At 71.5% G+C, this 12,802-nt stretch carries 13 protein-coding genes; 10 read left to right on the forward strand and 3 right to left on the reverse strand.

Going from position 1 to position 12,802, the window contains the following annotated elements:
• Positions 1–11: 11 nt before the first annotated feature.
• Positions 12–1,433 carry a GntP family permease gene (locus AC3A3L_RS16205; RefSeq protein ID WP_487641064.1) on the reverse strand — a complete coding sequence of 474 codons (1,422 nt, stop codon included), beginning with the start codon at positions 1,431–1,433 and terminating at the stop codon, positions 12–14.
• Positions 1,434–1,574: 141 nt separating this feature from the next.
• Here AC3A3L_RS16205 and AC3A3L_RS16210 point away from each other — a divergent pair, with 141 nt between their 5' ends.
• Positions 1,575–2,330 carry an HAD family hydrolase gene (locus AC3A3L_RS16210; RefSeq protein WP_487641065.1) on the forward strand — a complete coding sequence of 252 codons (756 nt, stop codon included), beginning with the start codon at positions 1,575–1,577 and terminating at the stop codon, positions 2,328–2,330.
• 12 nt (positions 2,331–2,342) lie between these two features.
• On the opposite strand, the gene AC3A3L_RS16215 is transcribed toward AC3A3L_RS16210, so the two are convergent.
• Positions 2,343–3,263: a RecB family exonuclease gene (locus AC3A3L_RS16215; RefSeq protein ID WP_487641066.1), complete on the reverse strand. Its 921-nt coding sequence runs from the start codon at positions 3,261–3,263 to the stop codon at positions 2,343–2,345.
• Between the two features lie 67 nt (positions 3,264–3,330).
• On the opposite strand from AC3A3L_RS16215, the gene AC3A3L_RS16220 reads away from it, so the two are divergent.
• From AC3A3L_RS16220 to AC3A3L_RS16240, 5 genes are all read left to right on the forward strand, one after another.
• Positions 3,331–4,500: a site-2 protease family protein gene (locus tag AC3A3L_RS16220; RefSeq protein ID WP_487641067.1), complete on the forward strand. Its 1,170-nt coding sequence runs from the start codon at positions 3,331–3,333 to the stop codon at positions 4,498–4,500.
• Positions 4,501–4,535: 35 nt separating this feature from the next.
• Positions 4,536–5,510, forward strand: a complete 975-nt coding sequence (locus tag AC3A3L_RS16225) for a tRNA (adenine-N1)-methyltransferase (RefSeq protein WP_487641068.1) — start codon at positions 4,536–4,538, stop codon at positions 5,508–5,510.
• Positions 5,507–6,049 (forward strand): GrpB family protein, encoded by a 543-nt coding sequence (locus AC3A3L_RS16230; protein WP_487641069.1) that lies wholly within the window; start codon positions 5,507–5,509, stop codon positions 6,047–6,049. Before AC3A3L_RS16225 ends, AC3A3L_RS16230 begins: the two co-directional genes overlap by 4 nt.
• Positions 6,050–6,174: 125 nt before the next feature.
• Positions 6,175–7,920 carry a proteasome ATPase gene (gene arc / locus AC3A3L_RS16235; protein ID WP_487641070.1) on the forward strand — a complete coding sequence of 582 codons (1,746 nt, stop codon included), beginning with the start codon at positions 6,175–6,177 and terminating at the stop codon, positions 7,918–7,920.
• Between the two features lie 18 nt (positions 7,921–7,938).
• The gene (locus tag AC3A3L_RS16240; protein ID WP_487641071.1) at positions 7,939–8,304 is read left to right on the forward strand and encodes a hypothetical protein; all 366 of its coding nucleotides are present in this window, start codon (positions 7,939–7,941) and stop codon (positions 8,302–8,304) included.
• A gap of 166 nt (positions 8,305–8,470) precedes the next feature.
• Here AC3A3L_RS16240 and AC3A3L_RS16245 read toward each other — a convergent pair whose 3' ends face one another.
• Complete coding sequence (locus AC3A3L_RS16245; protein ID WP_487641072.1) at positions 8,471–9,094, reverse strand: class I SAM-dependent methyltransferase; 624 nt, start codon at positions 9,092–9,094, stop codon at positions 8,471–8,473.
• Between the two features lie 3 nt (positions 9,095–9,097).
• Between AC3A3L_RS16245 and dop the strand changes: the two genes are divergently transcribed.
• The 4 genes from dop to prcA all read left to right on the forward strand — a co-directional run bounded on the left by dop (position 9,098) and on the right by prcA (position 12,799).
• The gene (dop, locus tag AC3A3L_RS16250) at positions 9,098–10,618 is read left to right on the forward strand and encodes a depupylase/deamidase Dop (protein ID WP_487641073.1); all 1,521 of its coding nucleotides are present in this window, start codon (positions 9,098–9,100) and stop codon (positions 10,616–10,618) included.
• Positions 10,619–10,782: 164 nt separating this feature from the next.
• Positions 10,783–10,980 (forward strand): ubiquitin-like protein Pup, encoded by a 198-nt coding sequence (locus AC3A3L_RS16255; RefSeq protein WP_172261243.1) that lies wholly within the window; start codon positions 10,783–10,785, stop codon positions 10,978–10,980.
• Positions 10,981–10,985: 5 nt separating this feature from the next.
• Complete coding sequence (gene prcB, locus AC3A3L_RS16260; protein WP_487641074.1) at positions 10,986–11,816, forward strand: proteasome subunit beta; 831 nt, start codon at positions 10,986–10,988, stop codon at positions 11,814–11,816.
• A gap of 23 nt (positions 11,817–11,839) precedes the next feature.
• Complete coding sequence (prcA, locus tag AC3A3L_RS16265; protein WP_487641075.1) at positions 11,840–12,799, forward strand: proteasome subunit alpha; 960 nt, start codon at positions 11,840–11,842, stop codon at positions 12,797–12,799.
• Positions 12,800–12,802: the final 3 nt, after the last annotated feature.

The following is a 12,802-nucleotide window of genomic DNA, read 5'->3' on the forward strand; positions in this document are numbered from 1 at the left end:
GACCCGCCCGCTCAGAGGACCACGGCCGCCAGCATCACCAGCGGCAGCGAGACCACCGAGGCGACCGACGTCACCAGCGTCAGCGTCTTGAGCGTGCCCTTGGTCGACAGCCCCAGCAGCGACTTGAACATCCAGAAGAAGTTGCTGTTGACCTGGAGCGCGAACATCGCGCCGGACGCGATGGCCAGTCCGACGGCGATGGGGGAGATGGTCAGCGAGTCGAGGATCGGGGCGATGATGCCGGCCGCGGTGATCGCCGCCACCGACACCGAGCCGATCGCGAGGTGCAGCACGGCGGCGATGAACCACGCCAGCAGGATGCTCAGCACGACAGGTGCGCCCTCGTCGGCCTGGAACAGGTCACCCAGCACGCCGTCGAGCCCCGTCGCCTCGATGACCGCGCCGAGGGAGCCGCCCACACCCGTGATGAGCAGGATCTCGCCGGTCGTGTGGAAGCCGTCCTCCATCGCCTCGTTGGTGTGCTCCCGGCCCGACGAGCTGCGCGAGAGGAAGTAGGCGCCGAGCAGGCCGATGAAGAGCGCGACGTTGGCATCCCCGAGGAACGCGATGAAGGCGTTCGACCAGCCGCCCAGCTCGGCGAAGGCGCCGAACGCGATCAGGACGAGGGGAACCAGGATCGGCAGCATCAGCACGACCAGCGGCAGCTGGCGTACGCCTTCCTGCTCCTTGGCAGCGGTCGCCTCCGACTCGCTGCGAGCCAGCGCCTCCTCCGAGGAGCCCGCCTCGCCGGTCAGGTAGGCGCGATCGGCCGCCTCCTGCTCGGCCATCGCCTCGTCGACCTCCTCGTCGGTCTCGGGGTTCCAGAAGCCACCGGCCGAGAACAGCAGGCGCATCAGCAGCGTGGAGACGACGGCGGTGATGAGGCCGATCACGACGCCGTAGACGAGCCAGTCGCCGAGGCGGATGTCGAGCAGCCCCGCGATCGAGATCGCGGCGAGGCCCGGGATGACGAACACGTAGCCGGCGAAGATGCCGCAGCCCATCGCGGAGGCGAGCACCGGGAGGCCCACCTTGCCGATGAAGGGCGACGCGGAGCGGGCCACCGGCGCCGCGAGGACCACTTGGACGTCCACGTAGATCGACGGCATGACGACCGCCAGCATCGACGTCAGGGCGTACGGCAGCCGCCCCGGGCCGACCCGTTGCACCAGGAGCGCGACCAGGCGCCGGAAAGCGCCCGTCGAGTGCAGCAACGAGCCGATGAGGACGCCGAAGCCGATCAGCAGACCGACCTCCGCCATGATCCCGCCGAAGCCGGTGGTGATCGCCTCGACGGTCCCGGCGAAGCCGACGCCGCTGGCGAGTCCGAGGTACAGCGATCCGAGGATCAGCGAGATCACCGGGTCGATCCGGACCTTGATGATCAGTCCGATGACCAGGACGATCGCGATCGTGGTGTGCAGGGCGACCATGGGCTCTCCAGAGAAGTCGTCGTCCCCCGAGAGGTTCCCGAGTGGCCTCCTGTCTACCGTCGCCGGGTGGTGGCTGACCACCCGGTGTCGAGTGCTGGGCACCGTCGGGGGGTGCGACCGTCGCTCGATAGGGTCGGGCGTGTGACGCCGCACCGCACCGGGACCGACGAGATCGACGCGATCCACGAGGTCGGGGCGATCGGCGACGGTCCCACCACCGCCCCGGCCGCGGTCCTGTGGGACATGGACGGGACGCTCGTCGACACCGAGCCCTACTGGATCGCCACCGAGTACGCGATGGCTGAGAAGTACGGCGGCACCTGGTCGGACGAGCACGCGTTGAACCTCGTCGGCAACGCCCTGCTCGCGTCCGGCGAGTACATCCGCGACCACATGGGGATCGACCGCACGGCGCAGCAGATCGTCGACGAGCTGCTCGACGGCGTCGTTGCGCGGGTCGAGGAGGAGGTGCCGTGGCGCCCCGGGGCGCGCGAGCTCCTCACCGACCTGCACCGCCACGGCGTGCCCTGCGCCCTCGTCACCATGTCGTGGCAGCGCTTCGTCGACCCGATCCTGGCCCGGCTCCCGGACGGCGCCTTCGCGACGGTGGTGACCGGCGACCGCGTCGAGTTCGGCAAGCCGCACCCCGAGCCGTACCTCACCGCGGCTGCCGAGCTGGGCCTCGACCCGGCCACGTGCGTGGCCATCGAGGACTCCAACACGGGCGCCAGGTCGGCGGTCGCCGCCGGGTGCACCGTCCTGTGCGTCCCCAACCACGTGCCGATCCTCGAGGGCGACGGGCGCGTCTTCGTCGACACCCTCGACGGCCTCGACGCCGGCGGCCTCGCCGCGCTCGTGGAGGCGTACGCCGCCGGCTCGGCGTCCCCGGCGGTCTGACCGCCGCGGCGGTCAGTCGGTGGACTCGTCGGTCGACGCGTCCACGGAGGTTGCCGGCGCCGCCTCGGGCAGCGGGGGGATCGTCCCGCCCTTGGTGGGGCAGAGCTGGTGGAAGGAGCACCAGTCGCACAGGCGCGACGGGCTCGGACGCCAGTCGCCCGTCTCCTGCGCGAGCCGGATCGCCCGCCACACCGCCTCGACCTTGCGCTCGGTGGCGCGGAGGTCGGCCTCGTCGGGCTCGTAGCGGAGGATCTCGCCGTTGCCGAGGTAGACCAGCTGGAGCACCGACGGCACCACGCCGCGCAAGCGCCAGAGGACGAGCGCGTAGAACTTCATCTGGAACAGCGCCTTGGCCTCGTAGCCCTCGCCGGGCGACCGCGAGGTCTTGTAGTCCACCACCCTGATCCGGCCGTCCGGGGCGACGTCGACCCGGTCGACGAACCCCCGCAGCAGGAGCTTGGAGTCGAGGAGCGCCTCGACGTAGAGCTCCCGCTCGGCCGGCTCGAGGCGACGCGGGTCCTCGAGGTCGAAGTAGCGGTCGAGGACCGTGCGGCAGGACGCGAGCCACGCCGCGAGGTCGGGCCCCTCGCCCCCGAACATCCCGGCGAGCCCGGGCTCGAGCTCGAGCAGGTGCTCCCAGGTGGGCACGAGCAGCTCGCCGGCCCGCTCGGGCGTGCGCTCCGCCGCCGGTGCGTCGAAGAGGTCCTCCAGCACCTTGTGCACCAGGGTGCCGCGGACCGCGTCGGGCGACGGCGGCTCGGGCAGCCGGTCGATGGTGCGGTAGCGGAACATCAGCGGGCAGGCCATGAAGTCACCCGCCCGGCTGGGCGAGATCGCCCCGAGCACGTCGACCCCGTCCACGGGCGTCGAGATCCGCTCGGCGGGGGACTCGGGCACCGTCGGGACTGCTGGGGGCGGGTGGGGGATCGACATGACGCGGCCACCCTAGGCAGGTCCACCGACAACGGCCGCTGTGGGCGGTGTTCGTTAGGGTTCAGGAGTGCCTGACCCCACCGATTCAGCGCCTGTCGACGGCGACCAGCGGCGCCCGCCGCGCCCGCGCGGCACGCTGCGCATCGGGTCGATCGTCGGGATCGACGTCCTCATCACGTCCTCGTGGTTCGTCGTCGCGCTGCTCATCGCGCTGGCGTTCGGGCCGCGCATCGAGGCCGCCCAGCCCGGTCTCGGGTTCTGGAAGTACGTCGCGGGCTTCGTCCTCGCCGTCGTGCTCTACCTCTCCGTCCTGCTCCACGAGGCCTCGCACGCCGTCGTCGCCAAGCGCCTGGGCTACGGCGTCAACTCGATCACGCTGCACTTCCTGGGCGGCATGACCGAGGTCGACGGGCAGTCGCGGCGCCCCCGCCACGAGTTCTGGATCGCCGTCGTCGGCCCGCTCACCTCGATCGCCGTCGGCGCCGTGGCCGCCGTGGCGGCCTACGCCATGTCCGACGGTCTCCTCCGCGAGGCGATGATCCTGCTCGCCGGCGCCAACCTGCTGATCGGCGTGCTCAACCTCGTGCCGGGCCTTCCGCTCGACGGCGGGCGCGTCCTCAAGGCGGTCGTCTGGGGCGCCTCCGGCGACCAGCACCGCGGCAGCATCGTCGCGGGCTGGGGTGGCCGGATCACGGCCCTGGCGCTGCTGGCCTGGCCGCTCGTGCAGGAGCAGGTCATCGGCGAGCCGCCGTCCATTCTCGACCTCGTCCTCGTGTTCATCCTCGGGCTGTTCCTGTGGACGGGAGCCACGGCCGCGATGGCCCACGCCCGGCTCCGCCAGCGCCTCCCGGCGCTCGTCGCGCGCCCACTCGCCCGCCGTACGCTCACCGTCCCCGAGGACCTGCCGCTCGCCGAGGCCGTGCGCCGCGCCCAGGAGGCCGAGGCGGGCAGCATCGTGACGGTCGCGGCCGACGGCACCCCCGTCGGGATCGTGAGCGAGGCGGCGGTGACGGCGATGCCGGCCGAGCGCCGGCCGTGGGTGGCGGTGTCGGCGGTCGCCCGCACGCTGGAGGCGGGGCTCACGCTGCCCGCCACCGTCGCGGGGGAGGACCTCATCCTCGCGATCAGCCGCCGCCCCGCCGAGGAGTACCTGCTCGTCGAGGCCGACGGCCGGATCTACGGCGTCCTGTCGACCGCGGACGTCGACCGGGCGTTCCGCGACAACGCTCGCCGCTGAGGGAACTCGGCGCTCCCGATACTAGGGTTCGCGCCATGTCCGAGCCCTCTCCTGACGTCCCCGCCGAGGCCTGGTCCGGCGTCCACCGCGGCCCCCTGCGCGAGGGCGAGTGGGTGCGGCTGACCGACCAGAAGGGCCGCAAGCACAACTTCGAGCTGGTCGCGGGCAAGCGCTTCTTCTCGAACAAGGGCCACCTCGACCACGACGAGATGATCGGTCGCGACGAGGGCTTCACGGTCACGTCGTCGGCCGGCGGTCAGTACCTCGTCTTCCGGCCGCTCCTCAACGAGTTCGTCGTGTCGATGCCTCGCGGCGCCGCGGTGGTCTACCCGAAGGACGCCGCCCAGATCGTGGCCCTCGCCGACATCTACCCCGGCGCCAGGGTCGTCGAGGCCGGAGCCGGGTCCGGCGCGTTGACCTGCTCGCTGCTGCGCGCCGTCGGCCCGTGGGGCCGGGTGACGTCCTTCGAGCTGCGCGAGGAGTTCGCCGACGTCGCCCGCCGCAACGTCCACCAGTTCTTCTCCGCCCCCGAGGGCCGGACGCACCCCGCGTGGGACCTGCGCCTGGGTGACCTCAAGGACGGCCTGCCGGGCCTCGGCACGCAGGTCGATCGCGTCATCCTGGACATGCTCGACCCGTGGAACTGCGTCGACGCGGTCGCCGACGCGCTGGTCCCCGGCGGCATCGTCTGCGCCTACGTCGCCACCACCACGCAGCTCTCGCGGGTCGTGGAGACCCTGCGCGCCCACGGCGGCTTCACCGAGCCCCAGCCGTGGGAGTCCCTGGTGCGCGACTGGCACGTGGAGGGGCTCGCCGTGCGACCCGGACACAAGATGATCGGGCACACCGCCTTCCTCGTGACCGCTCGCCGCATGGCACCGGGGGAGAAGCCGCCCCGCAAGACCCGGCGGCCCGCACCCGGCGCCTACGGCCCCGACTACACCGGCCCCCGCCCGGCCGACGTACCTCCCCTGGAAGCCACCGACGGGCACTCGGACCTGGACTCGTGAGCATCGAGGTCGTCGACTGGTCGCCGGAGTGGCCCGCCGAGTTCGACGCGGTCGCGGCCGTCCTGCGCGAGGTGCTGGCCGACCTCCCGTCCGCTGTCGTCGAGCACGTCGGCTCCACGTCGGTGCCGGGGCTGGCGGCCAAGCCGATCCTCGACATCGACGTCGTCGTCGACGCCGAGGACGTGTCCGGCGCGATCACGGCGCTGGAGTCGATCGGGTACGTGCACCGGGGCGACCTCGGCGTCGCCGGCCGCGAGGCCTTCCACGCTCCCGATGGGCCGCGGCGCAACGTCTACGTCTGCACCGCCGGCACGACGAACGTGCGCAACCACCTGGCCGTCCGCGACGTGCTCCGCCGCCGTGACGACCTGCGGGACGCGTACGCCGACGTCAAGCGCGCCCTGGCGGACGACCCGACGATGGACATCGACACCTACCTGGCCGGCAAGTCCGCCGTGCTGCAGCGGGTGCTGGAGGCGTCGGGCGAGTTCACCGAGGCGGAGCTCGAGACGATCCGCCGGCTCAACGACCCGTCCTGAGGTCGTCGCGCGGGGTACTGGTGGGGGTCGCGCCGCGGAGCGTTGCCCAAAGGTGATCAACACGGCGAGATATTCGCTTCCGTCGCGTGGATCGATGGGTAGTGTCACTGGACAGGAGGTGCGAGATGTCCGAGCCGACACGAGAGCAACTTGCCACCCAGGTGCGCTACCTGGAGGCCGAGGTCACCGACCTGCGTCGCCGCCTGGAGGACGTGCCCGGCCAGTCGCGCGGCCTGGAGTCCCGGCTGGCCGACGCTCAGCGCTCGCTGGCCGCGGTCTCGAGCCAGAACGAGCGACTCGCCCAGACACTGCGCGACGCACGTGACCAGATCACCACGCTCAAGGAGGAGGTCGACCGCCTCGCGCAGCCGCCGGCGGGCTTCGGCACCTTCCTCGGGCGCAACGACGACGACTCGGTCGACGTCTTCACCGGCGGGCGCAAGCTCCGGGTGAGCGTGAGCCCCGCCGTCGAGCTCGACGGCCTCGTGCGTGGCCAGGAGGTCATGCTGAACGAGGCCCTCAACGTGGTCGCCGCCCTCGACTTCGAGCAGGTCGGCGAGGTCGTCATGCTCAAGGAGATCCTGGCCGACGGCGAGCGCGCCCTGGTGATCGCCAACGCCGACGAGGAGCGCGTGGTCCGCCTCGCGGAGCCGCTGTGCGCCGAGGACGTCACGATCCGGGCCGGCGACTCGCTGCTGCTCGACACCCGCGCCGGCTACGTGTACGAGGTCGTCCCGAAGTCCGAGGTCGAGGAGCTCGTCCTGGAGGAGGTGCCCGACATCGACTACACGCAGATCGGCGGCCTCACCACCCAGATCGACGCGATCCGCGACGCGGTCGAGCTGCCGTACCTGCACCCCGAGCTGTTCAAGGACCACGAGCTGAAGCCGCCGAAGGGCGTGCTGCTCTACGGCCCGCCCGGCTGCGGCAAGACGCTGATCGCCAAGGCGGTGGCCAACTCGCTGGCCAAGAAGGTCGCCGAGCGCACCGGGGCGTCGGGGAAGTCCTACTTCCTCAACATCAAGGGCCCCGAGCTGCTCAACAAGTACGTCGGCGAGACCGAGCGCCACATCCGCCTGGTGTTCCAGCGGGCACGCGAGAAGGCCTCGCTCGGCACGCCGGTCATCGTGTTCTTCGACGAGATGGACTCGCTCTTCCGCACCCGCGGCTCGGGCGTGTCGTCCGACGTCGAGAACACGATCGTGCCCCAGCTGCTCAGCGAGATCGACGGCGTCGAGGCGCTGGAGAACGTCCTGGTCATCGGCGCCTCCAACCGCGAGGACATGATCGACCCGGCCATCCTGCGCCCCGGTCGTCTCGACGTGAAGATCAAGATCGAGCGCCCCGACGCGGAGTCGGCGCGCGACATCTTCTCGAAGTACCTCACGCCGAGCCTGCCCCTGCACGCCGAGGACCTCACCGAGTTCGGCCAGGACCGCATGGCCACCGTCAACGCGATGATCCGCGCGACCGTGGAGCGGATGTACACCGAGTCGGAGGAGAACCGCTTCCTCGAGGTCACCTACGCCAACGGCGACAAGGAGGTCCTGTACTTCAAGGACTTCAACTCCGGCGCGATGATCCAGAACATCGTCGACCGGGCCAAGAAGATGGCGATCAAGGACTTCCTCGACAGCGACCTCAACCCCGCCCAGCGTGGTCTCCGGGTCCAGCACATGCTCCAGGCGTGCGTGGACGAGTTCAAGGAGAACGAGGACCTGCCCAACACCACCAACCCCGACGACTGGGCGCGGATCTCGGGCAAGAAGGGCGAGCGGATCGTCTTCATCCGCACACTCATCACGGGCAAGCAGGGCACGGAGCCGGGCCGGTCGATCGACACGGTCGCCAACACCGGCCAGTACCTCTGAGTCCGGGCTGAGGTGCGCATGAGCCAGCAGGACGACCTCGGCCACGGCGACATCGAGGCCGCCCTGGCCGCCCGACGCGAGCTCGGCGCCCGCTACGACGCCGAGCTCGTGGACGGCTTCGCCGACCGCATCGAGCGGGCCGTGGAGCGCCGGGTGGCCGAGCGCGGCGAGCTGCAGCAGCGTCGTACGGCCGGGACGGAGGGCGGCCGGATCCGGCAGTTCGTCCTCGGCATCATCTCGGTCGGCGTCGGTGTCCCGATCACCATCGTGCCGATGGTCGCGACCGACAACGGGCTGCCGGCCGTCATCGTGGCCTGGCTCGGCATCGGTGCGGTCAACGCCGCCCACGCCTCGACGATCAACGGCCCCCGCAGCCGGGACTGACCCGCCGCGACACCCCTGCGGAGGAGTTGCCCGGGCGCTCGTCCGCACTAGGTTGGCGGGATGCGAACCATTCTGATCATCGTCGTCATCGTCGTCATCGTGCTGTTCCTCGTCGGGTTCCTCCGCCGCGGACGCTGACCGTCCGCCCCGCCCTCCCCTGGGCAGCTCAGCCGGCGACGAGCCGGTAGACGTACGTCCACGGGCGGGCGAGCGCCGGTCCGGGCAGGTAGGACTGCTCCCGGTCCTCGACACGCCACCCCGCTGACGCCAGCAGCGCCGTCATGTCCCTGGTGAGGTGGCAGCCGCCTGCAGTGGCCCGCTGCAGCGGCTCCAGCCGGCGCTGCCAACGGCGTACGGACTCGTCGGGCGCCAGCCCGTGCTCGAGGACGTGCAGCCGGCCCTCCTCGTGCACGACCCGCCTCGCCTCGTGCAGCGCGAGGACCGGGTCGGGGACGGTGCACAGGCTGAAGGTGACCAGGGCGCCGTCGTGCGAGTCGTCGGGCAGGTCGAGGCGCTGGCCGTCGAGCCCGCCCCGCTCGACTCGGACGTCGCTGCCGGCCCGCCGGGGCTCCGAGAGCTCCCACGCGAGGTCGGACGGCTCGATCGCGGTCACGGACGTGACCTGCGGTGGGTACCAGCGGACGTTGAGCCCGCTGCCGAAGCCGATCTCCACCACCCGCCCGGTCAGCCCCGCGCAGGCTGCCGCGCGCAGCCCATCGAGCTCGGGGACGCGCAGCCGCCGGTCGGTCAGGCGAGGCAGCACGCGCTCGTCCCACACCCGTAGGCTCATCACATGAGCGTACGCCGGGTGATGGGCACGGAGGTCGAGTACGGCATCTCCGTGCAGGGACAGCCGTCGGCCAACCCGATGGTCGCGTCCTCGCAGATCGTCAACGCCTACGCGAGCTCCACGGTGAAGGCGCGACGCGCACGCTGGGACTTCGAGGAGGAGTCGCCGCTGCGCGACGCGCGCGGCTTCGACATGGCCCGCCAGGTCGCCGACCCGACGCAGCTCACCGACGAGGACCTCGGCCTGGCCAACGTCATCCTCACCAACGGCGCGCGGCTCTACGTCGACCACGCGCACCCGGAGTACTCCTCGCCGGAGGTGACGACCCCGCTCGACGTCGTGCGGTGGGAGAAGGCGGGGGAGCAGGTGATGCTCGACGCGTCGCGGATGGCGGCGCAGGTGCCCGGCAGCACCCCGATCGTGCTCTACAAGAACAACACCGACAACAAGGGCGCCTCCTACGGCGCGCACGAGAACTACCTGATGCGCCGCTCGACGCAGTTCGCCGAGATCGTGCGCCACCTCACGCCGTTCTTCGTCTCGCGCCAGGTGGTCACGGGCGCCGGGCGCGTCGGCATTGGCCAGGACGGGCGCGACACGACCGCGGAGCGCGGCTTCCAGATCAGCCAGCGCGCCGACTACTTCGAGGTGGAGGTGGGCCTCGAGACGACCCTCAAGCGGCCGATCATCAACACCCGCGACGAGCCGCACGCCGACCCCGCCGTCTACCGCCGTCTCCACGTGATCCTCGGCGACGCCAACCTCGCCGAGGTCTCGATCTACCTCAAGTCCGGCACCACCGCGCTCGTGCTCGCGATGATCGAGGACGGCTTCATCGACCGCGACCTGAGCGTCGAGGGAGCCGTCAAGGCGCTGCGCGACGTCTCGCACGACCCGACGCTGCGGCAGCTGGTCACGCTGCGCGACGGACGGCGGCTCACCGCCGTACAGCTGCAGCTGGAGTACCTCGACCTCGCCCGCAAGTACGTCGAGGACCGCTACGGTGCCGACGCGGACGAGCAGACCGTCGACGTCCTCGCCCGCTGGGAGTCGGTGCTGACCCGCCTCGAGCGCGACCCGATGGAGTGCGCCGGCGAGCTCGACTGGGTCGCCAAGCTCAAGCTGCTCACCCAGTATCGCGACCGCGACGCCCTCGACTGGGACGACGCCAAGCTCCACCTCATCGACCTGCAGTACGCCGACGTACGACCCGACAAGGGGCTCTACCACCGCCTCGCCGCCGCCGGTCGCATCGAGCGGCTGCTCGACGACGCGACGATCGAGGCGGCCATGCACGACCCGCCGGTCGACACCCGCGCCTACTTCCGTGGCCGGTGCCTCGACAAGTACGCCGACTCCGTGGCCGCCGCGTCGTGGGACTCGGTGATCTTCGACCTCCCCGGCCGCGAGTCCCTCCAGCGGGTCCCGACCATCGACCCGCTCCGCGGCACCCGCGCCCACGTCGGCGAGCTCATCGACCGCAGCGACACCGCCCAGGCGCTGGTCGCGGCGATCACCCGCTGACCTCAGACGCTGGTCGAGGAAGGCGCCCCGCGCCTGTCACGAGACCCTGCACGTCGCCATGTCGGTCTCGTGACGGGACTTCGTCCCTCCTCGACCAGCGAGACATGCCGTCCGCCGAGGGTGAACGTCCTTGTGGCGTCGGCCGGAGTGGATAGGGTCGAGTCATGGCCCAGGAGCAGAAGCAGCCGCGCAAGTCCTCCCAGGAGGAGACGGCGACCGAGGAGGTCGTGGAGACCGACGTCGCGGAGCGCAAGGAGATGATCGACGAGGACGTCGACGCGATCCTCGACGAGATCGACGAGGTCCTCGAGACCAACGCCGAGGACTTCGTGAAGTCGTTCATCCAGAAGGGCGGTCAGTGAGCCGGATGGGCGACTCCCGACTGCCCGCGTCCTTCATGGCGCCCGGAACCTCGAGCTTCGCCGACTTCCTCGGCGCCGAGGCGCCCGACCTGCTGCCGTCGCGCCGCGCTGTCCCCACCGGTGACGCCGGCGACCTGGCCCCGCACGGCACCACGATCGTCGCAGCCACGTTCGCCGGCGGCGTCGTGATGGCAGGCGATCGCCGCGCCACGATGGGCAACATCATCGCCCAGCGCGACATCGAGAAGGTCTTCCCGGCCGACGAGTTCTCCGTGGTCGGCATCGCCGGCACCGCGGGCCTCGCCGTCGAGATGGTCCGGCTGTTCCAGACCGAGCTCGAGCACTACGAGAAGATCGAGGGCACGACGCTGTCGATGGACGGCAAGGCCAACCGCCTCGCCGCCCTGATCCGCGCCAACCTCGGCCTGGCCATGCAGGGCCTCGCGGTGGTCCCGCTCTTCGCCGGCTACGACCTCGCCGCCGGCCAGGGCCGGATCTTCAGCTACGACGTGACCGGCGGCCGCTACGAGGAGACCGCCTTCCACTCCGTCGGCTCGGGCTCCCTCTTCGCCCGGGGCTCGCTCAAGAAGCTCTACCGCGACGACCTCGACGCCGAGGGCGCCGTGACGGCCGTGGTCCAGGCGCTCTACGACGCCGCCGACGACGACTCCGCCACCGGCGGCCCCGACCTGACCCGCCGCATCTTCCCGGTGGTCCACGTGATCACGCCCGACGGCGGCCGCCGGCTCGCCGACGACGAGGTCTCCGCCATCGCCGACCGGATGATCGCCGCCCGGATGCAGCGCCCCGACGGCCCCGCCGCCGCCCTGACCTGATCTGACGTAGGAGTCACAGCCTCATGAGCATGCCGTTCTACGTCTCGCCCGAGCAGCTGATGAAGGACCGGGCCGACTTCGCCCGCAAGGGCATCGCCCGCGGTCGTTCCGTCATCGCGGTCCAGTACGCCGACGGCGTCCTGTTCGTCTCGGAGAACCCGTCCCAGGCGCTGCACAAGGTCAGCGAGATCTACGACCGGATCGCCTTCGCGGCGGTCGGGCGCTACAACGAGTTCGAGAACCTCCGCATCGCCGGCGTACGCCTCGCCGACATGCGCGGCTACGCCTACGACCGGCGCGACGTCACCGGCCGCGGCCTCGCCAACGCCTACGCCCAGACGCTCGGCACGATCTTCTCCTCGGGCGGCGAGAAGCCCTACGAGGTCGAGATCTTCGTCGCCGAGATCGGCGACGCGGCCGAGGACGACCAGCTCTACCGCCTGACCTACGACGGCCAGGTGGCCGACGAGCACGGCTTCGCCGTCATGGGTGGCGCCGCCGACGTGGTCGCGGGCCACCTGGCCCAGCACTACGTCGCCGGGGCCCCGCTGGAGGAGACGCTGCGGGTGGCGGTGGCCGCGCTCGGGCACAGCGAGACCGAGGACCGGGTCATCCCGGCAGGCGACCTCGAGGTCGCCGTCCTCGACCGCACCCGCACCCAGCCCCGCAAGTTCCTGCGCCTGCGCGAGGCCCGGCTCGCCGGCATCCTCGGCGGTCGCGGCGCCGAGCAGGCCGACGACGTGGCTCCCGAGGACGCCGTCGCCGGGTCCGGTCCGCGGCAGTCCGGCCAGGACGACCCCACCGACCCCACCGACCAGGTCTCGGGGGCGACGCCGCCACTCGAGGACCCCGTCACCGGTGAGCCGCCCGTGGCCCCTCCGGTCGCGCCCCCGGTCGCCCCGCCACCACCGGAGCCGGGCCAGCCCGGCCAGCCTCCGGCGCCGGGCACCCCTCCGCCGCCGACGGAGCCCGGCCAGGTCTGAAGC

The organism is Nocardioides sp. Soil_C_8 (genome assembly GCF_057656315.1).

Bases quoted from the DNA above. Each gene is read 5' to 3' on its own strand.
- AC3A3L_RS16205 (WP_487641064.1), bottom strand. From the start codon at position 1,433: ATGGTCGCCCTGCACACCACGATCGCGATCGTCCTGGTCATCGGACTG.
- AC3A3L_RS16215 (WP_487641066.1), bottom strand. From the start codon at position 3,263: ATGTCGATCCCCCACCCGCCCCCAGCAGTCCCGACGGTGCCCGAGTCC.
- AC3A3L_RS16225 (WP_487641068.1), top strand. From the start codon at position 4,536: ATGTCCGAGCCCTCTCCTGACGTCCCCGCCGAGGCCTGGTCCGGCGTC.
- arc (WP_487641070.1), top strand. From the start codon at position 6,175: ATGTCCGAGCCGACACGAGAGCAACTTGCCACCCAGGTGCGCTACCTG.
- AC3A3L_RS16240 (WP_487641071.1), top strand. From the start codon at position 7,939: ATGAGCCAGCAGGACGACCTCGGCCACGGCGACATCGAGGCCGCCCTG.
- AC3A3L_RS16245 (WP_487641072.1), bottom strand. From the start codon at position 9,094: ATGAGCCTACGGGTGTGGGACGAGCGCGTGCTGCCTCGCCTGACCGAC.
- dop (WP_487641073.1), top strand. From the start codon at position 9,098: ATGAGCGTACGCCGGGTGATGGGCACGGAGGTCGAGTACGGCATCTCC.
- AC3A3L_RS16255 (WP_172261243.1), top strand. From the start codon at position 10,783: ATGGCCCAGGAGCAGAAGCAGCCGCGCAAGTCCTCCCAGGAGGAGACG.
- prcB (WP_487641074.1), top strand. From the start codon at position 10,986: ATGGGCGACTCCCGACTGCCCGCGTCCTTCATGGCGCCCGGAACCTCG.
- prcA (WP_487641075.1), top strand. From the start codon at position 11,840: ATGAGCATGCCGTTCTACGTCTCGCCCGAGCAGCTGATGAAGGACCGG.